This window comes from Serratia sp. Je.1.23.a (genome assembly GCF_051129805.1).
GTDB classification, from domain to species: domain Bacteria; phylum Pseudomonadota; class Gammaproteobacteria; order Enterobacterales; family Enterobacteriaceae; genus Serratia; species Serratia liquefaciens.
Genome location: NZ_JBCPSR010000002.1, coordinates 632,580 through 652,693 on the forward strand (window position 1 = coordinate 632,580; position 20,114 = coordinate 652,693).

General features: G+C 55.0%; 18 protein-coding genes, 1 pseudogene and 1 other annotated feature. Of the genes and pseudogenes, 8 read left to right on the plus strand and 11 right to left on the minus strand.

From position 1 onward, the window contains the following. Positions 1–31: 31 nt before the first annotated feature. Positions 32–784: a YciC family protein gene (locus tag AAZT04_RS10795; RefSeq protein WP_116690350.1), complete on the minus strand. Its 753-nt coding sequence runs from the start codon at positions 782–784 to the stop codon at positions 32–34. A gap of 39 nt (positions 785–823) precedes the next feature. Continuing rightward, positions 824–1,264, minus strand: a complete 441-nt coding sequence (locus AAZT04_RS10800) for a YkgJ family cysteine cluster protein (protein WP_020827159.1) — start codon at positions 1,262–1,264, stop codon at positions 824–826. Positions 1,265–1,547: 283 nt separating this feature from the next. Here AAZT04_RS10800 and ompW point away from each other — a divergent pair, with 283 nt between their 5' ends. After that, positions 1,548–2,192 carry an outer membrane protein OmpW gene (ompW, locus tag AAZT04_RS10805; protein WP_334647839.1) on the plus strand — a complete coding sequence of 215 codons (645 nt, stop codon included), beginning with the start codon at positions 1,548–1,550 and terminating at the stop codon, positions 2,190–2,192. 44 nt (positions 2,193–2,236) lie between these two features. On the opposite strand, the gene AAZT04_RS10810 is transcribed toward ompW, so the two are convergent. The 6 genes and pseudogenes from AAZT04_RS10810 to AAZT04_RS10835 form a co-directional block, all read right to left on the minus strand. After that, on the minus strand, positions 2,237–2,551 hold the full coding sequence (locus AAZT04_RS10810; protein ID WP_020827157.1) for a BON domain-containing protein: 315 nt from the start codon (positions 2,549–2,551) through the stop codon (positions 2,237–2,239). A 219-nt stretch (positions 2,552–2,770) separates the two neighbouring features. Beyond that, positions 2,771–3,577 (minus strand): tryptophan synthase subunit alpha, encoded by an 807-nt coding sequence (trpA, locus tag AAZT04_RS10815; protein WP_020827156.1) that lies wholly within the window; start codon positions 3,575–3,577, stop codon positions 2,771–2,773. Continuing rightward, positions 3,577–4,767, minus strand: coding sequence for a tryptophan synthase subunit beta (trpB, locus tag AAZT04_RS10820; protein ID WP_020827155.1), 1,191 nt, complete (start codon positions 4,765–4,767; stop codon positions 3,577–3,579). Before trpB ends, trpA begins: the two co-directional genes overlap by 1 nt. 31 nt (positions 4,768–4,798) lie before the next feature. Then, positions 4,799–6,160 carry a bifunctional indole-3-glycerol-phosphate synthase TrpC/phosphoribosylanthranilate isomerase TrpF gene (gene trpCF, locus AAZT04_RS10825; protein WP_434680253.1) on the minus strand — a complete coding sequence of 454 codons (1,362 nt, stop codon included), beginning with the start codon at positions 6,158–6,160 and terminating at the stop codon, positions 4,799–4,801. A 3-nt stretch (positions 6,161–6,163) separates the two neighbouring features. Further along, positions 6,164–7,759: pseudogene (gene trpD / locus AAZT04_RS10830) on the minus strand (bifunctional anthranilate synthase glutamate amidotransferase component TrpG/anthranilate phosphoribosyltransferase TrpD). Beyond that, complete coding sequence (locus AAZT04_RS10835; protein WP_404779963.1) at positions 7,759–9,318, minus strand: anthranilate synthase component 1; 1,560 nt, start codon at positions 9,316–9,318, stop codon at positions 7,759–7,761. The pseudogene trpD and the gene AAZT04_RS10835 overlap by 1 nt, the downstream one beginning before the upstream one ends. Before the next feature lie 27 nt (positions 9,319–9,345). After that, positions 9,346–9,449, minus strand: a sequence feature (Trp leader region). 243 nt (positions 9,450–9,692) lie between these two features. Between AAZT04_RS10835 and rnm the strand changes: the two genes are divergently transcribed. The 5 genes from rnm to rluB all read left to right on the plus strand — a co-directional run bounded on the left by rnm (position 9,693) and on the right by rluB (position 13,798). Further along, entirely contained in the window at positions 9,693–10,580 is an 888-nt protein-coding gene (gene rnm, locus AAZT04_RS10840) for an RNase RNM (RefSeq protein WP_046373391.1), read from the plus strand. Positions 10,581–10,628: 48 nt separating this feature from the next. Then, positions 10,629–11,249: an L-threonylcarbamoyladenylate synthase gene (locus AAZT04_RS10845; protein ID WP_020827149.1), complete on the plus strand. Its 621-nt coding sequence runs from the start codon at positions 10,629–10,631 to the stop codon at positions 11,247–11,249. Positions 11,250–11,367: 118 nt separating this feature from the next. After that, on the plus strand, positions 11,368–11,727 hold the full coding sequence (locus AAZT04_RS10850; protein ID WP_020827148.1) for a Rap1a/Tai family immunity protein: 360 nt from the start codon (positions 11,368–11,370) through the stop codon (positions 11,725–11,727). A gap of 147 nt (positions 11,728–11,874) precedes the next feature. After that, positions 11,875–12,672 (plus strand): alpha/beta fold hydrolase, encoded by a 798-nt coding sequence (locus AAZT04_RS10855; protein WP_434680001.1) that lies wholly within the window; start codon positions 11,875–11,877, stop codon positions 12,670–12,672. A gap of 229 nt (positions 12,673–12,901) precedes the next feature. Further along, positions 12,902–13,798: a 23S rRNA pseudouridine(2605) synthase RluB gene (gene rluB / locus AAZT04_RS10860; protein ID WP_020827138.1), complete on the plus strand. Its 897-nt coding sequence runs from the start codon at positions 12,902–12,904 to the stop codon at positions 13,796–13,798. A 44-nt stretch (positions 13,799–13,842) separates the two neighbouring features. Here rluB and cobO read toward each other — a convergent pair whose 3' ends face one another. Together cobO and AAZT04_RS10870 are read right to left on the minus strand one after the other, a co-directional pair. Then, the gene (cobO, locus tag AAZT04_RS10865) at positions 13,843–14,433 is read right to left on the minus strand and encodes a cob(I)yrinic acid a,c-diamide adenosyltransferase (protein WP_261157126.1); all 591 of its coding nucleotides are present in this window, start codon (positions 14,431–14,433) and stop codon (positions 13,843–13,845) included. 13 nt (positions 14,434–14,446) lie between these two features. Beyond that, positions 14,447–15,208 carry a YciK family oxidoreductase gene (locus AAZT04_RS10870; protein WP_020827136.1) on the minus strand — a complete coding sequence of 254 codons (762 nt, stop codon included), beginning with the start codon at positions 15,206–15,208 and terminating at the stop codon, positions 14,447–14,449. Positions 15,209–15,566: 358 nt separating this feature from the next. Between AAZT04_RS10870 and sohB the strand changes: the two genes are divergently transcribed. Beyond that, complete coding sequence (gene sohB, locus AAZT04_RS10875; protein ID WP_020827135.1) at positions 15,567–16,613, plus strand: protease SohB; 1,047 nt, start codon at positions 15,567–15,569, stop codon at positions 16,611–16,613. 47 nt (positions 16,614–16,660) lie between these two features. Here the strand turns inward: sohB and AAZT04_RS10880 are convergent, their stop codons facing one another. After that, positions 16,661–16,912, minus strand: coding sequence for a YciN family protein (locus AAZT04_RS10880; protein ID WP_434680004.1), 252 nt, complete (start codon positions 16,910–16,912; stop codon positions 16,661–16,663). 426 nt (positions 16,913–17,338) lie between these two features. On the opposite strand from AAZT04_RS10880, the gene topA reads away from it, so the two are divergent. Then, on the plus strand, positions 17,339–19,936 hold the full coding sequence (topA, locus tag AAZT04_RS10885) for a type I DNA topoisomerase (protein WP_174574322.1): 2,598 nt from the start codon (positions 17,339–17,341) through the stop codon (positions 19,934–19,936). Positions 19,937–20,114 lie beyond the last annotated feature (178 nt).

A 20,114-nucleotide genomic window follows, 5' to 3' on the forward strand; every position in this document is an offset into this window, starting at 1 on the left:
AAGCGTGCCTTTTATGCATCCTGTCGCAAGATCAGCTGCGCAGCAGCATATACAGGCGGAACAGGTAAATCAGCAACAGGGCGGAAACCAGGTTGCTCAGAGCCGTCAGTACCACGCTAGCGACGTTCGGGGTCAGCACCGACAGGTGGCTCACCATAAACAGCACCAGCAGTTTGGCTGCCAGCCACAGCATCATTGCCGGAACAATCACGCGCGCATTGGCGAAAGCCAGCCTGCAGCTCAGTTTGATCGACGCGAACACGCCTTTCTTGTCGGCGGTGGTGATTACCGGGGCCAGCGAGAAGGCGATCGCCATAATCACACCCGGCACGACAAACAGCGTCAGCCCCAGTTGGATCAGCAGCGTGCAAATAAACAGCAGCAGCAGCAAACGCGGCAGTTCCGGCGCGGAAGCCCCGATAGCGCGCAGGGCGCTCAGGCGTTGCCCCTGAGAAACCAGGCGAACCAGCGTCAACATCCCGCCTACCAGCAGCACGTTACCCACTAACGCAGAGAAAGTGGCGGCGGCTGAGACCTTCAATAACACCATCTGCTGCTCAGGCGTCATTTGTTGAATGATTTCCTGGATCCCCATACCGGCGGACGCAGCAAAGTCACCTTCCGTTGCGCTCAGAATCTTCAACTGCTCGATGTCAGGGCTGAAAACCTGATTGAGCATCACAGAGATGAACGCGGTCAACAGCGCCAGTATCAGAATACTGGCCAGTTGGTTACGGAAAAAATTAAAACTGTCACGGTACAACGTGTTGGCCGTGATAGGCATGCAGACTCCTTGGCATCGAGAAACAGAGATAAATCAAAATCAGTGGGCGATTGTACCCTGTTCCACGTCGCTGTGGCACCCCGCGAATTGCACTACGGCTATTTCTTCGTCGATCTTGGCGATCGGTAAAGAAAGTGGCAACGGAACCGGCAATGGCGGCAGGCCATAACGTTCGCGAGCGCGGTCGCACGCTTCGTTACGCAGGCCATTCTCTCCCGACTGATCGAACTCACGGCAGGGGCTGGGGCGATTAAGATAAATAGAACAGGAAACCGCTTTGCCGATTTCGCCGTCGAGTGCGGTGCAGCGTGGGGACTTGCTGTTGGTCCCCTGCATACAGCGCAGGAAGGGGGTTAACGGCTCTGTTAGGGATAAAGGAACCACGCCGCCGCCATCTTCCGCTTCGGCCCAATAGAATGACACTCGAAAATAGCCGCAGCACGCGCCGCAACTGACACAGGGATTTTGAATTTCGCTCATCTTGATTGCCCGCCGACTCCTTACGACACCAACCAAAACCAACACGGAAGATGAAATTACGCAGCGGCATTTTTTTTAGCAACTGATATTTGAACATGTAAATAATTTGCAACAAAAAGCGTTTTTTGATTCAGATCAATTCTCGATTTATTAGTCTCTTAGGTAACCTTGTTTTTAGTAGGAATTAAAATTTTTACACATAAGATGTGATCTCGATGGGATCATAAATACCCGTAAGTAGGTATATTCCCCTTGGATGATAACCACACAAATGGAATGGATAATGAAAAAGACAACTCTGGTTGTATTGGCGGCGATGATGGCCCCTATGTTGGTAAGTGCGCATCAGGCAGGCGATTTTCTTTTCCGTGCAGGTTCTGCGACCGTACGACCAAATGCCGGATCGGATGATGTACTTGGGCAGGGCTCATTCAGCGCCAATAATAACACCCAGCTTGGCCTGACCTTCGGCTATATGGTTACGGACAATATTGGTGTCGAACTGCTGGCCGCAACGCCGTTTCGCCACAAGGTGGGCTTGAACGGTTCCGCCGTGAACGGTGATATCGCTACGGTGCACGACTTGCCGCCGAGCCTGATGGCGCAGTATTACTTTGGCGACAAGCAGGACAAACTGCGTCCGTATCTGGGCGTGGGCGTGAACTACACCACCTTCTTCGATGAAAAATTCAACGACAACGGCAAAGATGCCGGGTTGAGCAACCTGAGTTTGAAAGACTCCTGGGGTGTGGCCGCGCAGGCGGGCCTGGATTACAACCTGGATGAGCACTGGATGCTGAACATGTCAGTCTGGTGGATGAACATCGAAACCAAAACACGCTTTGACGATGCGGCCGGTAATCATCACAGCATAGATACGCGTTTGGATCCGTGGGTATTTATGTTCGGGGCAGGTTATCGTTTCTGATAGCGGTGGAACAGGGAGGCGCATACAGCGCCTCCGTTTTATTTTTACTTGATCTGCATGACGTTCTCGACGGATTTCACACCCGCTACGCCACGAGTTACCTGCACCGCACGGTTGGCATCGGCGCTCGAAGTGACAAAGCCACTCAATTGCACACGACCTTTAAAGGTCTCGACGCTGATTTCGGTAGATTTGATGGTTTTATCCGCCAGCAGCGCTGACTTCACCTTGGTCGTCACTACCGTGTCATCAATATAACCGCCAGTCCCTTCAGATTTCGCTGTTGGCGCGCAGGCACTCACTGCGAATGCCACAACGGCAGCCATGCATAAGACTGAAAGGGTTTTAAATAGCTTCATAAATTACTCTCCATGCAATGTTATTGTTGAAACTACATTCGGGTTTTCACCTGAAGACGTAGTGCACCCCTAAAAATAAAGAAATGCCCGACGCGCAACGCTAAGTGTGAGACAAGAATTGGGTTTGTTCAAACTTTAGATGTAAAAAAAATCGCACAACTTTGAGGGTAAACAAGATGTTATCGGCGGGCGCAATCTTCTGCACCCGCCGTTGAAGCCTTATGCCCGGGTAGCCGCTTTCATTTCACGCGTAAAACTCGCCAGTTTCGTCAGCATTTCTGTCGGATTAGCTTGATTCTGCTCGATAATTTTAACGATAGCCGAACCGGATATCGCCCCGGCAGCACCGGCCTGCAGCGCATCGCGAACCTGCGCCGGTTCGGAAATGCCAAACCCTTGCAGCGGCGGTGCCGCATGGTATTCGCGCAATTTATTCACCAGGTGATGAAGTGGCAATTCAGCGCGACTTTCGGTGCCGGTGACGCCCGCACGAGACAACAGGTAGGTGTAGCCGCGGCCGTGTGAGGATATTTCACGCAGTAAATCGTCGTCTGCATTGGGTGGGCAGATAAAGATAGGTGCAATGCCATGGCGCGTTGCTGCAGCACGGAATGGCGCGGACTCTTCATATGGCACGTCGGCAATCAGTACCGAATCAACGCCGACTTCGGCACAGCGTTGGTAAAATGCATCGATGCCTTTATGGAACACCAGGTTGGCGTACATCAGCAGACCGATAGGAATGCTCGGGTGTTTCTGGCGGATCGCCGCCAGCATTTCGAAGCACTGGGTTGGCGTCACGCCTGAGGCGAAGGCGCGCAGCGCAGCACTTTGAATCGTTGGGCCATCGGCCAGCGGATCGGAGAACGGAATGCCCAGTTCCAGCGCGTCGGCACCGGCTTCCACCAGGGTATCGACGATCTGCAACGAAAGCGCCGGGTTCGGATCGCCGAGGGTAACGAACGGGACGAACGCGCCTTCTTTCTTATCTGCCAGACGGTTGAACAGTTGTTGGTAACGTTCCATCAGATTTCTCCCCGAGCTTTCAGAATGTCGTGAACGGTAAATATGTCTTTGTCGCCGCGGCCGGACAGGTTAACCACCAGAATCTGTTCTTTTTGCGGCGTTTCACGGATCATTTTCAGTGCGTGCGCCAGAGCATGGGAAGACTCCAGCGCCGGGATAATCCCTTCGCTACGCGACAGCGCTTTGAAAGCGTCCAGCGCTTCGTCATCGGTAATAGACACGTATTCAGCCCGACCGATGCTGTTCAGATAGGCGTGTTGCGGCCCGACTGAAGGGAAGTCCAAGCCGGCGGAAATCGAGTAGGACTCTTCGATCTGGCCTTCGGAAGTCTGCATCATCGGCGCCTTCATGCCGAAATAGATGCCCACGTGACCGTGTTTGAGCGGTGCGCCGTGCTGGCCGGTTTCAATCCCTAAACCTGCAGGTTCAACGCCGATCAACCCAACGCTGGTATCGTCGATAAAGTCGGCAAACATACCGATGGCGTTCGAGCCACCGCCAACGCAGGCCAGTACGGCATCCGGCAGACGGCCTTCACGTTCCAGCATTTGTGCTTTGGTTTCTTCGCCGATCATGCGCTGGAATTCACGCACAATCGTCGGATACGGGTGCGGACCTGCAGCGGTACCCAGCATATAGTGGGCGGTTTTGTAGCTGCCGGACCAGTCGCGCAGCGCTTCGTTACAGGCATCTTTCAGCGTGGAGGAACCGCTGTGCACCGGGATCACTTCTGCTCCCATCAGGCGCATGCGGAAGACGTTGGGTGACTGGCGCTCGATATCTTTGGCGCCCATATAAATGCGGCACTTCAGGCCGAGCAGAGCACAGGCCAGTGCGGAGGCAACGCCGTGTTGACCGGCACCGGTCTCGGCGATGATTTCGGTTTTGCCCATGCGCTTGGCCAACAGCGCCTGACCCAATACCTGGTTAGTTTTGTGCGCGCCACCGTGCAGCAGATCTTCACGCTTCAGATATAGCTTGGTTTTGGTACCGGCAGTGAGGTTTTTGCACAGCGTCAAAGCCGTCGGGCGACCGGCGTAGTTTTTCAACAGGTCGATAAATTCAGCCTGGAATTCTGGATCGCGCTGGGCGCTGACAAAGGCTTCTTCCAGTTGTTTTAAGGCCGGCATCAGAATCTGCGGCACATATTGGCCACCAAATTCGCCGAAGTAGGGGTTAAGCAGCGTCATTTTAGTTCCCGTTATTATCCGTTAATCATAATTAGTAAGCGCGCAGGGTCTGGAACACCGCCGCCAGGCGGGCAGGATCCTTAATGCCGGGCTGGCTCTCTACGCCGGAGTTAAAGTCCAACCCGGCACAGCCGAGTTTGGCTGCATCAACGCAGTTGTCTGCGCTCAGGCCACCGGCCAGCATCACGTTTTCCAGGTTTTCGCCGTGCAGTACCGACCAGTCGAAACGCTGGCCGGTGCCACCCGCGCCGTTATCCAGCAGATAACGGTCAACGTGCTGCAAATCGCGCTGCGGTAAATGGTCTTTTACGCTCAAGGCTTTCCAAATCTGGCACTCGGCAGGCAGTTCGGCGCGCAGGGCGCTGATATAGGCCTGATCTTCCGAACCGTGCAGTTGCACCGCTTTCAGCCCCAGGCGTTCGACGGTTTTAACCAGGGTCTCTACCTGCGCGTCGCAGAATACGCCGACATATTTCAGGGGGGCACCCGAGATAACTTCACGGGCGCGGTTGATATCAACATAGCGCGGTGAACGCCCGACGAAAATCAGTCCGCCATACACCGCACCTGCCTGATAGGCCGCGCTGGCATCCTGCGGACGGGTCAGCCCGCAGACTTTGTTGTCGCCCAGGATCACCCGGCGTACGGCGGCACGGAGATCGGTTTCCGACATTAATGCGCTGCCAATCAGGAAACCGTTGGCAAAGTGGCTCAGTTCGCGGATCTGACCGTAATTGTTGATGCCGGATTCGCTGATCACCGTCACCCCGTGTGGGGCGCGAGGCGCCAACTGGCGAGTGCGATCCAGATCGATACTCAGGTCACGCAGATCGCGGTTATTGATACCGACCACGCGCGCTTCCAAAGCAATGGCCCGTTGCAGCTCTTCTTCGCTGATCACTTCGGTCAGCACGCCCATGTTCAGGCTGTGCGCTACCGCAGCCAATTGACGGTACTGATCGTCGTTCAGCACGGACAGCATCAGCAGAATGGCGTCGGCCTGATAGAAGCGCGCCAGATAGATCTGATACGGGTCGATAATAAAGTCTTTGCACAGCACCGGCTGTGTCACCGTCTTGCTGACCAGCGGCAGGAAGTCGAAGCTGCCCTGGAAGTATTTTTCATCGGTCAACACCGAGATCGCCGAGGCGAAATCTTTGTAGACCGAAGCAATTTCCACGGGATCGAAATTCTCGCGGATTAGTCCTTTGGAAGGGGATGCCTTTTTACATTCAAGAATAAACGCCGTTCTGGCACCCTGCAGCGCGTGATAAAAGCCACGCTCGCTGGGGACGATTTCATTTTGAAAACTGGCCAGTGGCTGTTGTTGCTGTCGTGCTGCGACCCATTGCGCTTTATCACGAACAATCTTGTTGAGCACGGTTTCCTGCATCATTTATCCTCTTGCTGCCAGTGCGGTTACGCGCTCGTAAGCTTTCCCGCTGTGAATCATGTCCAGTGCCTGCTGCGCGTTTTGGCGCAGGTCTTCATGCCCGAATAACTTCAGCAGCAGCGCCACGTTAGCGGCCACCGCAGCGGCGTGCGCCGGGTCACCTTTACCTTGTAACAACCTTGCCAGAATGTCACGATTTTCTTCCGGCGAACCGCCCAGCAGGGCCTCCAGCGGGTAGCGTTGCAGCCCGAAGGATTCTGGCGTCAGCTGATAGCTTTCAATTTCGCCGTTGTTCAGCTCGGCCACGTGGGTCGCGGTGTGGATCGCCACTTCATCCATGCCACCGCCGTGCACAACAGCGGCTCGTTGGTAACCCAGCACGCGCAGGGTTTCGGCAATCGGCAGCACCAACTCCGGGCTATAAACGCCGATCAGCGCCAGCGGCGGACGCGCCGGGTTGATCAGCGGGCCAAGTACGTTGAATACCGTACGGGTTTTCAACTGCTGACGTACCGGCATCGCATGGCGGAAACCGGTGTGATACTGCGGCGCAAACAGGAAGCAGACGCCCAGGTCATCCAGCGCTTGGCGCGCCTGTTCCGCTGGCAGATCCAGACGAATGCCGAACGCCGCCAGCAGATCGGATGATCCTGACCGACTGGAAACGCTGCGGTTACCGTGTTTTGCCACTTTGGCGCCGCACGCGGCCGCCACAAAGGCGCTGGCGGTGGAAATATTAATGCTGTTGGTGCCGTCCCCGCCGGTGCCGACGATATCGGCAAATGGGTAGTCCGGGCGCGGGAACGGCAGGGCATCGGCCAGCAGCGCTTTAGCCGCGCCGGCGATCTCTTCCGGACGTTCGCCGCGAATTTTCATGCTGATCAGCGCCGCGGCCAACTGGCTTGGCTCCAGCTCACCGCGAACAATGGCGCTGAACAACTGCTGGCTTTCCTGCTGGTTCATCGACTCTGAGCGGTACAGTTTTTCAAGAATAGTTTGCATCGTCGTTTCCTCTCGTTATTTCGCCAGCGCCCAGGCCAGAGTTTGCTCAAGCAAACGCGCGCCGTGAGTGGTCAGGATAGATTCCGGATGGAACTGGAAACCGCATACGCGATGCTTGTCATGACGAACTGCCATCACCATGTCGCCGAAGTGGGCGTTAACGGTGAGTTCGGCCGGGATATTGCTGCCGACCAGGGAATGATAACGGGCTACCGGCAGTGGGTTCACCATACCGGCAAACATCCCTTCGCCATCGTGGCTGATGGCCGACGCCTTGCCATGCAGGATTTCCCCGGCCTGGCCGACGTGCCCGCCATAGGCTTCGACGATTGCCTGATGGCCCAGACAGATGCCGATAATGGGTAACTGGCCGCGCAGGCGCTGCAACAGCTCCGGCATGCAGCCGGCTTCGGCCGGTGTGCCCGGGCCAGGAGACAGCATCAGCACCGGCTGGGTCAGCTGCTGAAGGCGCTCGATAATCACCTCGGCAGAAATTTGGTTGCGATAAATCACCACCTGGTGGCCGCTGGCGCGCAGCTGATCGACCAGGTTGTAGGTAAAGGAATCAACGTTATCGAGCAGTAAGATATCGGCCATCAGAACACCTCCTTGGCCTGGTGCGCACTGGCAATGGCGCGCAGCACGGCACGTGCCTTATTACGGGTTTCATCGGCTTCCGCCTGTGGTACAGAATCCAGCACTACGCCGGCACCGGCTTGCACGGTGGCAATGCCGTCTTCAACATACGCGGAACGGATGACAATACAGGTATCCAAATCACCGGTGGCGGTGAAGTAACCCACTGCGCCGCCGTAGCTGCCACGACGGGTGCCTTCGGAAGCGGCGATCAGCTGCATGGCGCGCACTTTAGGTGCTCCGCTCAACGTGCCCATGTTCATACAGGCCTGATAGGCGTGCAGCACGTCAAGGTCGGCGCGCAAGGTGCCGATCACACGGGAAACCAGGTGCATTACGAAAGAGTAGCGGTCCACTTTGGTCAGATCGGCCACGTAGCGGCTGCCGGCCTGGCAGATGCGCGCCAGATCGTTTCGCGCCAGATCGACCAGCATCAGGTGCTCAGCCAGTTCTTTATGGTCAGTACGCATTTCCAGCTCGATACGGCTGTCCAGATCCAGGTCCAGTGAACCGTCGGCACGACGACCGCGTGGGCGGGTACCGGCAATCGGGTAGATTTCAATCTGGCGGGTGTTGGCGTCGTATTTCAAGGCACTTTCCGGCGACGCGCCGAACAGGGTGAACTCGTCATCCTGCATAAAGAACATATAGGGGCTTGGGTTGTTGTCTTTCAGCGTCTGATACGCGGCCAGCGGGGCCGGGCAGGGCAGTGAGAAACGACGCGACGGCACCACCTGGAAAATTTCACCCTGACGAATGGCTTGTTGCAGCTCGCTGACCACGGCACCGTATTCTTCATCGGTCTGGTTGCAGCTCAGCTGCATGTTTTCCAGCTTCTGGTGAGGGATGGGTTGCGGCGTCTGTTTCAATTGAACCTGCAGCTGTTCCAGGCGCAGTTGCAAGCGTTGCTCCTCGGTCGGGTCGGCCGTGAATACGCTGGCCTGCAGACGGGCGACGCCGCGTTGGTGATCCAGCACCAACAGGGTTTCCGCCAAATAGAAGCAGAAGTCCGGGCAGCGCTGATCCTGACGCAGTGCCGGCAGGTCTTCGAAGCCGGCGACCAAATCGTAAGCAAACAGGCCACCAAGCATGACGGCTTCACGTTCGTCGGCGGGAGAATCCACCAATGTTAGCAGGGTGCGCAGCGCGTCAAATACCGACAGCGACCGCAGGCGAGCGTCTTCATCCTGGATAGCGTCAATCGGCGGGAAAGTCAGTTCCCGGCCGTTAGGACGCACCTGAATCTGTACTTCAGGCGGCAGCGCCTCATCCAGCAGCGGCAGCATTGCCGCACCGTTGGCGGTCAGCGCCTGCAGGGTGACGATACGACCCAGTGCGGTGATACGCAGGGCACTGTCGATCACCAGCAGGCTTTGCAGGTTTTGCTTGCTGTTGATTTCAGCGGATTCCAACAGCAAGGTCGCCGGACGCGCGCCACACAACTGGTGGAAAATAGTGGTCGGATCGCCCCGGTAACTGGCCTCCGCCTTCAGTAATTTAAGCTGTGGTTTGATGTTCATCTTGGGTCTTCCAGTTAAAATTTGTCCATAAAAAAGCCCGCGTTACCAGCGGGCTTAGGGAATCTGCAGTGTCAGATGACAGGTATGCGTGATTACACCGCCCGCGAAAGGGAGGTACGCCACCAACGAAGAAGAGAAGTTTGCTTATTCATTTCTGTGCTCTCTTGTTTATCATCCAACCAGGGTATCGCCCTGAACTTGTGTACTAGTTAACTGGTTCGCGAGAATAAAGTCAACCCTCTTTTCACACAATGTTTTAGCCGCAAGCGTGAATAATTTTCATCGAGAGGAACAGGCCGTCGGCCAGAATAGATTTCCGTCCTGCGGGCGAACGCGGGTATGATAGAAGGCCAAACCTTTGACGGATATTTCTTTTGACAGACAGCAGCCCCCAGCCTTCCGCCTTTACCCTGTACGATCTCCACAGCCATACCACCGCCTCTGACGGCTATTTGACGCCGGCGCAGTTGGTGCAGCGGGCCGTCGAGATGCGGGTAGGCGTATTGGCGATTACCGACCACGACACCACCGAAGGTTTAGCCGCCGCAGCCGCAACCATTGCCGAGCTGTCGTTACCGCTGCAGTTGGTGAACGGGGTGGAGATCTCCACGCTGTGGGAAAATCATGAGATTCATATCGTGGGTCTGGGGATTGAAACTGCACATCCGGCGATGGTGCAATTGTTGGCCGAGCAGACTGAGCGCCGCAACCTGCGCGCACAGGAAATTGGCGTCCGGCTGGCGAAAGCGCGTATTGACGGTGCATTTGAAGGCGCGCAAAAGTTGGCGGACGGTGGGGCGGTGACGCGTGGTCACTTCGCCCGTTATCTGGTGCAGATTGGCATCGCAGACAATATGGCTCAGGTGTTCAAGAAATACCTGGCCAAAGGCAAAACCGGCTACGTTCCGCCACAGTGGTGTACAATAAAACAAGCCATTGATGTGATTCATCAATCCGGCGGTCAGGCGGTGATAGCGCACCCGGGCCGTTACGACCTGACGGCCAAATGGCTGAAACGGTTGTTGGCGCACTTTGCCGAACAAGGGGGGGATGCGATGGAGGTTGCCCAGTGTCAGCAGGCACCGCATGAGCGTTCGCAACTGGCAAAGTATGCGCAGGAATATCAATTATTGGCGTCGCAGGGCTCTGACTTTCATCAGCCCTGCTCGTGGATCGAACTGGGCCGCAAACTGTGGTTACCCGGCGGGGTTGAACCCGTGTGGCGTGACTGGCCACAACCGCAGCAGGGCAAGGTCAGTTGATTTAACGTGGGCGATGCCGCCCGCGTGCATCATTTTTAGGAGCAAGTCATGAGTCAGCTTTTTTATATCCATCCAGATAACCCACAACCGCGCCTGATCAACCAAGCGGTGGATGTGCTGCGTAAAGGTGGGGTGATCGTCTATCCTACCGATTCCGGCTACGCGTTGGGTTGCAAACTGGAAGACAAGACGGCTATGGAACGCATCTGCCGTATCCGTCAATTGGACAGCAATCATAATTTTACCTTGATGTGCCGCGATCTGTCCGAGCTGTCTACTTACGCTTATGTCGACAATACCGCGTTTCGACTGATCAAGAACAACACCCCCGGCAACTACACGTTCATTCTGAAAGCGACCAAAGAAGTCCCGCGTCGCCTGATGAACGACAAGCGTAAAACCATCGGTCTGCGCGTGCCGTCTAACCCGATTGCGTTGGCGCTGCTGGAAGTGCTGAATGAGCCGATGATGTCGACCACGTTGATGCTGCCAGGCAATGATTTTGCCGAATCCGATCCGGAAGAGATCAACGATCATCTGGGCAAGCAGGTGGATCTGGTGATCCACGGCGGCTTCCTGGGCCAGCAACCGACCACGGTGATTGATCTGACCGAGTCCGCGCCGGAAGTGGTGCGTGAAGGGGCAGGCGACGCAACGCCTTTCCGTTGATGCATAATTACGCTGCCGCTTTTGCTCATTTTCTGAAAAGTGGCGGTAACGGCGTCATTTGCCGGTAAAGCCGCTATTCTACAATATCAAAAACTGATAATAGGCAGGATGCGTAGCAATGATTAAGCGGATTTCTCTTTTGGTGGCCATATTGTTTTCCTCTGCGGCCAGCGCGGGTTTTTATTCCGGCAGCGCCTTGCTGTCGGAAACCAGCGGCTATGTGAAAAATAAGAACGGAGCGGCTACCGTCGCCGAAGCGCTCGATGGCGGGATGTTTATGGGCTATGTGGCCGGCGTATTCGATACCTTCTCAATGCAGGGCAATCGTAGCATTTGTCCGGATGCCGGGATGAGCGTGGGGATGGCGGCGGACGCGGTGATGCAGTATTTAAATGAACACCCGGAACAGCTTCACTATTCCGCGCCTTCGGTGATTATGCTGGCATTAACCGCCGCTTATCCCTGTGAACGGCATTAATCGCGTTTATTTAGTGCGTATATTTTCATTAGGTGCGAAGCCCCTTATTTAGCATCTATTCCAATAGATGAAACTGACGAAGGCTGTCATTTTACTGCTAATGCACAAATCCCCTTATCGTGGGGGATATGACGTTTAGGAGACAAAATGACAGCGTTTCGCCATGGCACCCTTTCTCTCGATTATCATGATTCCGGTTCAGGCCCGCAGACGTTGGTCCTGCTGCCCGGTTGGTGTGAACCAAAAACCGTATTTGCCCCCTTTACCGCACTGGCGTCGCAAAAGTATCGGGTGATCAGCCTCGACTGGCGGGGGCACGCCCTGTCTGATCGCGATGCCGGACTCTCCCTTGGCGCACAGGATCTGCTGGCAGATCTCCAGCAATTGCTGCTTGAGTTGCAAGTGGAGCGGTTTGTGACGCTGTCGGTAGCGCACGCCAGTTGGATAGCGGTGGCGTTGGCCGAGAACATGCCGCAGCAGATGCAGGGAATGGTGTTTCTCGATTGGATCATGACCCAGCCTGAGCCTGCATTTTTCTATTCCGTTCAGCAAATGCAGCGGCCTGAACACTGGCTGGCGGCGCGGGATGATTTATTCACATTCTGGCAGGGCGGTATTGAACACCCACAGGTAAAACAGCATTTGACCGTTGAAATGGCGCAGGAGGATTATCGCGTTTGGCAGGCCGCCGGCGTGGCGATTGAGCAAGCCTACAGGCAATACGGTTCGCCGCTAAACCGGCTGGGGGAATTAACCTCACCGCCTGCTTGCCGGCATATTTACTCACTGGATCGTGGCGAAGACTATTTGCGGCAACAGCAGAGCTTTGCCGCCAACCATCCATTTTTCTCGGTCGTGCGGCTGGAGAATGCCCGTACTCACCTTGGTATTCTCGAGCAGCCAGCGGCAGTGTATCGGGCGGTAGTCGATTTCCTCGATGATTAATCCGCTTTCCGAGTAGGTTATAAAGCGGGGGCAGACCCGCTTTTCAGCGAGTTCTCACGCAATCGATAGCTTTCGATAATCGACCAGACAACAAAGTGGGTTTCAACCCTATTGAAAGCCTGTATAATGCGCGGTTCGATCCAAGTAAACGTATTGTTACCGCTGTGGCGCCTGACGCCGCGATGGTCATCCCCCCGACGCCTGTGAAGGCGACACTAGAGGTTGCTCAATGAGCGAAAAGTTACAGAAAGTTTTAGCGCGCGCCGGTCATGGCTCGCGTCGTGAAATCGAAACCATTATTGAGGCCGGGCGCGTCAGCGTCGACGGTAAAATTGCCAAACTGGGTGATCGCGTTGAAGTAACCCCTTCAATGAAAATCCGTCTGGATGGTCACGTCGTTTCGGTTAAAGAATCTGAAGAAGCGGTTTGCCGCGTGCTGGCTTATTACAAGCCGGAAGGCGAATTGTGTACTCGCAGCGACCCAGAAGGTCGCCCGACGGTCTTCGATCGCTTGCCCAAGCTGCGTGGTTCGCGCTGGGTAGCGGTAGGGCGCCTGGACGTCAACACCTCAGGCCTGCTGTTGTTCACCACCGACGGTGAACTGGCTAACCGCCTGATGCACCCAAGCCGTGAAGTTGAGCGTGAATATGCCGTGCGCGTATTTGGCCAGATTGACGACGAAAAAGTGAAGCAGCTAAGCAAAGGCGTTCAACTGGAAGATGGCCCGGCGGCTTTCCGCACCATCACTTTCCAGGGTGGCGAAGGCATAAACCAGTGGTACAACGTAACCCTGACCGAAGGGCGTAACCGCGAGGTTCGTCGTCTGTGGGAAGCCGTTGGCGTTCAGGTTAGCCGCCTGATCCGCGTGCGTTACGGCGATATCGACCTGCCAAAAGGCATTCCTCGTGGCGGTTGGACCGAGCTTGAACTGCCGGCGATTAACTACCTGCGCGAACTGGTTGACCTCAAGCCTGAAACCGTCAGCAAGATGCCTGTTGAGCGCGAGCGTCGCCGTGTGAAGGCTAACCAGATCCGTCGTGCTGTTAAGCGTCACACCCAGGTAGCCGGCAGCGGTCGCCGCAGTGCTGCAGGCAGCAAGCCGGGTAAACCGAGCAAACGCAGCTGATTATCACGCCGTAGCCCATTCAGGCTGCGGCGTTTTTCTTTTCGTTACCAGTCAATTCCCTGTTGTGCCTTGATACCCGCGTCAAACGCGTGCTTCACCGGCCGCATCTCGGTCACCGTATCCGCCAGCTCCAACAAATCACGATGGCAGCCACGCCCGGTGATGATCACCGTCTGGTGCGCAGGACGGTGTCGTAGCGCTTCCAGTAGCTCATCCAGTTCAAGGTAGCCGTAGCTGACCATATAGGTCAGTTCGTCCAGTAGCACCAGATCCAGGCTGCTGTCTGCCAGCATGCGCTTGCCGTGTTGCCATACGGCCTGACAGGCGGCGGTATCGCTGGCCTTATCCTGTGTTTCCCAGGTAAAGCCGGTCGCCATTACCTGAAACTCGACGCCGTGCTGTTGCAGCAGATTTTTCTCACCGTTCGGCCATTCACCCTTGATGAACTGAATGACGCCAGCTTTCATCCCGTGGCCAACGGCCCGGGTCACGGTGCCAAACGCCGCAGTGGTTTTACCTTTACCGTTGCCGGTGAATACCAGCAGCAGCCCCCGAACTTCCTGAGCAGCAGTAATGCGCGCATCCACCTGCTCTTTAAGGCGCTGTTGTCGTTGTTGGTGGCGATCTTCAGCCATGATAAAGCCCCTTTTATTCGGCCGCGCCGGGTTTACGGTTAGGTTGAGCATCGAAACTCATACCGGTTTTACGGCGGCTGTCATCCCCCATCAAATAGAGGTAAAGCGGCATGATGTCAGCCGGGGTTTTGAGCTTGCTTTTGTCTTCGTCAGGAAACGCAGATGCGCGCATTTGGGTGCGAGTTCCGCCCGGATTGATGCAATTAACCCGAAGATTGCGATTTTTGTATTCATCGGCCAGCACCTGCATCATGCCTTCGGTGGCGAATTTTGACACGGCGTAGGCGCCCCAGTTGGCACGCCCGGTGCGGCCAACGCTGGAACTGGTAAACACCAGCGATCCGGCGGGGGATTTCAACAGCAGAGGCAGTAGCGCCTGGGTGAGCATAAAGGTCGCATTGACGTTCACTTGCATCACCTCGTTCCACATCGTCATTGACAGCTCGGCCATCGGGGCGATGTCACCCAGCAGGCCGGCATTGTGCAACACGCCGTCGAGACGCGGGACGCGGGTTGCCAGCTCATTCGCCACCTGTTGGCACTGCTCTTGCGTAGTATGCAGCAGGTCCAGCGTGATGGTGTAAGTGGGGGCGTCACTGAGTTTGGCGATTTCGGCCTGTACCGCCTTTAGTTTGCTTTCGGTACGGCCCAGCAACACCAATTGCGCGCCAAATTTAGCATAGGTGAGGGCGGCTTCGCGGCCGATGCCGTCACCGGCGCCGGTGACCAGAATAATACGTTGTTGCAACAGATCCTGCTTGGGTTGGTAATGCACAATAATTCCTCGCGCCTTGGTGGCTGGTCTCCCGCTTGCATCGGGGAGGGGGTGGATTGAGGGGCCATGACAGGAGCAAAGGCTCGACCGCATGCAGGCCCCGCAGCGAATTTGGATCATCATCTTGATGAATAATCCGTGTTATATGCCTTAAATGGATCGTATTTTCAATGATTAGGCGGCAGAAACGGCATTCTTTTGTAACAAAAATGGCAGGGGGCCAGCTTGGTTAAGCCAAAACCCGCCCACATAGTAAAGAGGCCGCACAAGGAATTTTTATTTAGTCGCGACAGCCACCGCTTCGGTTGGCTAGAATGAATGAGATAGTACTAACAACCTGTTAATAAAGGCGGAATCTGTGGAGTTTATATCTGTTTACGGCCTGTTTCTGGCCAAAGTCGCGACGGTTGTGATTGCCATCGCCGCGCTGGCGTTGCTGGCGGTCAGCCTTGGGCAACGCAAAGCCCGACACAAAGGGGAACTGCAGCTTACCGATCTCGGAGAACAATACCGGGACATGCAGCGCGATATGCGTTTGGCGCGGATGGGCGAAGCGGAACAAAAGGCCTGGAGCAAGCAGTTTAAAAAGCAGACCAAAGCCGACGATAAACTGAAGAAGCAACGTGCCAAAGCCGGGGCGGTGGAAGCCACCAAACCTTGTCTTTACGTGCTGGATTTCAAAGGCAGCATGGATGCCCATGAAGTGACTTCACTGCGCGAGGAAGTCTCCGCGGTGCTGGCCGTGGCGACGCCGCAAGATGAAGTTCTTCTGCGGTTGGAAAGCCCGGGCGGGGTGGTTCATGGCTACGGGTTGGCCTCATCGCAGTTAGCCCGTTTGCGTGCCGGCGGCATTCGCCTGACGGTCGCGGTAGACAAAGTCGCCGCCAGCGGCGGTTACATGATGGCCTGCGTGGCGGATCGCATTGTCGCCGCGCCCTTTGCCATCATTGGTTCGATCGGCGTCGTGGCGCAAATCCCGAACTTCCACCGCTTGCTGAAAAAGAATGATATTGATGTGGAGTTGCACACCGCCGGCGAGTTCAAACGCACATTGACGCTGTTTGGCGAAAACACTGAGCAGGGGCGTGAGAAGTTCCGTGAAGATCTGAACGAAACCCACGAACTGTTTAAAGAGTTTGTGCATCAGCAGCGCCCATCGCTGGATATCGACAGCGTGGCGACCGGTGAACACTGGTTCGGTACCCAGGCGAAAGAAAAAGGGTTGGTTGATGCAATTGGCACCAGTGACGATCTGCTGATTGCTGAAATGGAAAATCACGAGGTGGTGGGGGTGCGCTATGCACGTCGTAAACGCCTGATGGACCGTTTTACCGGCAGCGCGGCCGAAAGTGTCGATCGTCTGCTGTTACGTTGGTGGCAGCGCGGGGAAAAACCGCTGCTTTAAGCGTAGCGATTAAATAGCAGGGGGGCTTGGCCCCCCTTTTTTTATGCTTAATCGACCAAATGGTATTTCTCAGAAAACACGTGAGCCAGGTGTTTAAACATATTAAATACTTCGGTAGTTTTTGCCGTTGGCAATCCATCAGGATCTAAAAAGAATTCTCCGCGAAAAACTAAAACGCTGCCTTTTTGTTCAACATCGGTAGCAACCATGCCATGCAGATAATCATCGTGCTGGCGAATCAGGTTATTTGCTTCTTGCAGTAAGGTTTCACGATCAATGGGTAAGGTATTAGCGCGCATTTATTACACTCCAAACATAAATTCTGCTCATATTCTAACGTCAGTTCGCATTTATCCGCAAACAGACTAAGGTTTATTTGCCGTCTGGATGGCTAGCGGTATCTGCCGATTGGCGAAATCTGCCTTTCCGTGCTAATTAGGTTGCGTGACGCTTTTTATCAGGTACAGTGTGGGATTTTGCGGCGTCGGGTGGAAGGTTTTGTTTACGCCATAAATGAGTCTCACACAGCCATACTTCTGGGGCATGGGTGAATAGCAGGCAGGATCAACAACTTGCGTTCAGGTTGAGCAGTTAAGCAGCCAACAGAAAAAAACATGTTGATCTCTTGCCAGACTGCCGCAATATAAAAAAGAGATATGAATCGCTGCGGCACGGCGAGATAAAAGACTTCTTTTTAGAAGAAATAAAATTAGGTAAAGGTAAATATGGGTAAAGCTCTCGTAATAGTTGAGTCCCCGGCAAAAGCCAAAACTATTAATAAATACTTAGGTAATGACTACGTGGTGAAGTCCAGCGTCGGTCATATCCGTGATTTGCCGACCAGTGGCTCAGCCAGCAAAAAGAGCGCTGACTCAACCGAAAACAAAGCCAAGAAGAAAGTTAAAAAAGATGAGAAGACGGCGCTGGTAAATCGGATGGGCGTCGATCCTTACCATGGCTGGGAAGCGCAATATGAAATTCTGCCGGGTAAAGAAAAAGTTGTCGCCGAGTTAAAGTCGTTAGCGGAAAACGCTGACCACATTTATCTCGCAACCGACCTTGACCGCGAAGGGGAAGCCATTGCCTGGCACCTGCGGGAAGTGATCGGGGGTGACGACAAACGCTTTAGCCGCGTGGTGTTTAACGAAATTACCAAGAACGCGATCCAAAATGCGTTCAAACAGCCGGGTGAGCTGAATATCGATCGTGTTAACGCACAGCAGGCGCGTCGTTTTATGGACCGCGTTGTGGGTTACATGGTTTCGCCACTGCTGTGGAAGAAAATTGCCCGTGGCCTGTCTGCTGGGCGTGTGCAATCCGTTGCGGTACGGCTGGTGGTAGAGCGTGAACGCGATATCAAAGCCTTCGTGCCGGAAGAATATTGGGAATTGCACGCCGATTTGTTAGCGAAGGGCGATACCGCGCTGCAAATGGAAGTTACGCATGCCCACGACAAACCTTTCAAGCCGGTTAACCGCGAGCAGACTCACGCCGCGCTTAAACTGCTGGAAAAAGCCCGCTATACGGTACTGGATCGCGAAGACAAACCGACCAGCAGCAAGCCGGGTGCGCCTTACATTACTTCTACGTTGCAGCAGGCAGCCAGTACCCGTCTGAGCTTTGGCGTGAAGAAAACCATGATGATGGCCCAGCGTCTGTATGAAGCCGGTCACATCACCTACATGCGTACCGACTCCACCAACCTGAGCCAGGATGCGCTCAACATGGTGCGTGGTTACATCGGCGAAAACTTCGGTGATAAGTACCTGCCGAAAGCGCCGAACCATTACAGCAGCAAAGAAAACTCGCAGGAAGCGCATGAAGCTATCCGACCTTCGGATGTGAACGTGCTGGCCGAACAGTTGAAAGACATGGAAGCGGATGCGCAGAAACTGTATCAGCTGATTTGGCGCCAGTTCGTCGCCTGCCAGATGACGCCAGCGCAGTACGACTCCACCACGCTGTCGGTTAAAGCCGCTGATTACCTGTTGCGCGCCAAAGGCCGTACGCTGCGTTTCGATGGCTGGACCAAAGTGATGCCTGCGCTGCGCAAGGGCGATGAAGACCGCACCTTGCCGTATGTAGAAGTGGGCAGCGAGCTGGAACTGCAAAAGCTGATCCCAAGCCAGCACTTTACCAAACCGCCTGCACGTTACAGTGAAGCCTCGTTGGTCAAAGAGCTGGAAAAACGCGGTATCGGCCGTCCATCTACCTACGCTTCGATTATCTCAACCATTCAGGATCGTGGCTATGTGCGGGTTGAAAGCCGCCGTTTCTACGCCGAAAAAATGGGCGAGATCGTTACTGACCGTCTGGAAGAAAACTTCCGCGAGCTGATGAACTATGACTTCACCGCCCGCATGGAAGATGGCCTGGACCAGGTAGCGAACAACCACGCCGAGTGGAAAGCGGTGCTGGATGAATTCTTTGCCGAATTCAGCGAACAGCTGGAAACGGCGGAAAAAGATCCTGAAGAAGGCGGTATGCGCCCGAATCAGATGGTGATGACCAGCATCGACTGCCCGACCTGCGGTCGCAAGATGGGCATTCGTACCGCCAGCACCGGCGTCTTTCTGGGCTGTTCCGGCTATGCGCTGACGCCGAAAGAACGCTGCAAAACCACCATTAACCTGGTGCCGGAAACGGAAGTGCTGAACGTTCTCGAAGGGGATGATGCGGAAACCAACGCATTGCGTGCACGCCGTCGTTGCCAGAAATGCGGCACGGCGATGGACAGCTACCTGATCGATAACCAGCGCAAGCTGCACGTGTGCGGTAATAACCCGGCGTGTGACGGCTACGAGATCGAAGAGGGCGAATTCCGCCTGAAAGGCTATGACGGCCCGGTGGTTGAGTGCGATAAATGTGGTTCCGAAATGCACCTGAAAATGGGGCGCTTCGGCAAGTACATGGGATGCACCAACGAGAACTGTAAAAACACCCGCAAGATCCTGCGTAACGGTGATGTTGCACCGCCGAAGGAAGATCCGGTTCCATTGCCGGAACTGCCGTGCGAAAAGTCGGATGCTTACTTTGTTCTGCGTGACGGCGCAGCCGGGGTGTTCCTGGCGGCCAATACCTTCCCTAAATCGCGCGAAACCCGTGCGCCATTGGTGGAAGAACTGGCTCGCTTCAAGGATCGCCTGCCTGAAAAGCTGCGTTATCTGGCAGATGCGCCGGTAACGGATGCGGAAGGCAACAAAACCATGGTGCGTTTCAGCCGTAAAACCAAACAGCAGTATGTCTCTTCGGAGAAAGACGGCAAAGCCACCGGCTGGTCCGCTTTCTACATCGATGGCAAATGGGTTGAAGGCAAAAAGTAAATTTGCAGCCTGAATGCAACATAAAAAAACCAGCCCCCGTGGCTGGTTTTTTATTGGCTAAAGCTGGCGAACAGATCTATTCTTTGCTCCTTTTTCCATCCTGGCCCCCGGGTTTCACGTTGATCGCAATGCAAAATAATCGTTACCATAGTGTGACGCGGATCTATACTTGAAGCTG

What these genes read in the sequence shown, in the direction of transcription:
- AAZT04_RS10795 (WP_116690350.1), bottom strand. Translation starts at nt 784, where the DNA reads ATGCCTATCACGGCCAACACGTTGTACCGTGACAGTTTTAATTTTTTC.
- AAZT04_RS10800 (WP_020827159.1), bottom strand. Translation starts at nt 1,264, where the DNA reads ATGAGCGAAATTCAAAATCCCTGTGTCAGTTGCGGCGCGTGCTGCGGC.
- ompW (WP_334647839.1), top strand. Translation starts at nt 1,548, where the DNA reads ATGAAAAAGACAACTCTGGTTGTATTGGCGGCGATGATGGCCCCTATG.
- AAZT04_RS10810 (WP_020827157.1), bottom strand. Translation starts at nt 2,551, where the DNA reads ATGAAGCTATTTAAAACCCTTTCAGTCTTATGCATGGCTGCCGTTGTG.
- trpA (WP_020827156.1), bottom strand. Translation starts at nt 3,577, where the DNA reads ATGGAACGTTACCAACAACTGTTCAACCGTCTGGCAGATAAGAAAGAA.
- trpB (WP_020827155.1), bottom strand. Translation starts at nt 4,767, where the DNA reads ATGACGCTGCTTAACCCCTACTTCGGCGAATTTGGTGGCCAATATGTG.
- trpCF (WP_434680253.1), bottom strand. Translation starts at nt 6,160, where the DNA reads ATGCAGGAAACCGTGCTCAACAAGATTGTTCGTGATAAAGCGCAATGG.
- AAZT04_RS10835 (WP_404779963.1), bottom strand. Translation starts at nt 9,318, where the DNA reads ATGAACATCAAACCACAGCTTAAATTACTGAAGGCGGAGGCCAGTTAC.
- AAZT04_RS10845 (WP_020827149.1), top strand. Translation starts at nt 10,629, where the DNA reads ATGAGTCAGCTTTTTTATATCCATCCAGATAACCCACAACCGCGCCTG.
- AAZT04_RS10850 (WP_020827148.1), top strand. Translation starts at nt 11,368, where the DNA reads ATGATTAAGCGGATTTCTCTTTTGGTGGCCATATTGTTTTCCTCTGCG.
- AAZT04_RS10855 (WP_434680001.1), top strand. Translation starts at nt 11,875, where the DNA reads ATGACAGCGTTTCGCCATGGCACCCTTTCTCTCGATTATCATGATTCC.
- rluB (WP_020827138.1), top strand. Translation starts at nt 12,902, where the DNA reads ATGAGCGAAAAGTTACAGAAAGTTTTAGCGCGCGCCGGTCATGGCTCG.
- cobO (WP_261157126.1), bottom strand. Translation starts at nt 14,433, where the DNA reads ATGGCTGAAGATCGCCACCAACAACGACAACAGCGCCTTAAAGAGCAG.
- AAZT04_RS10880 (WP_434680004.1), bottom strand. Translation starts at nt 16,912, where the DNA reads ATGCGCGCTAATACCTTACCCATTGATCGTGAAACCTTACTGCAAGAA.
- topA (WP_174574322.1), top strand. Translation starts at nt 17,339, where the DNA reads ATGGGTAAAGCTCTCGTAATAGTTGAGTCCCCGGCAAAAGCCAAAACT.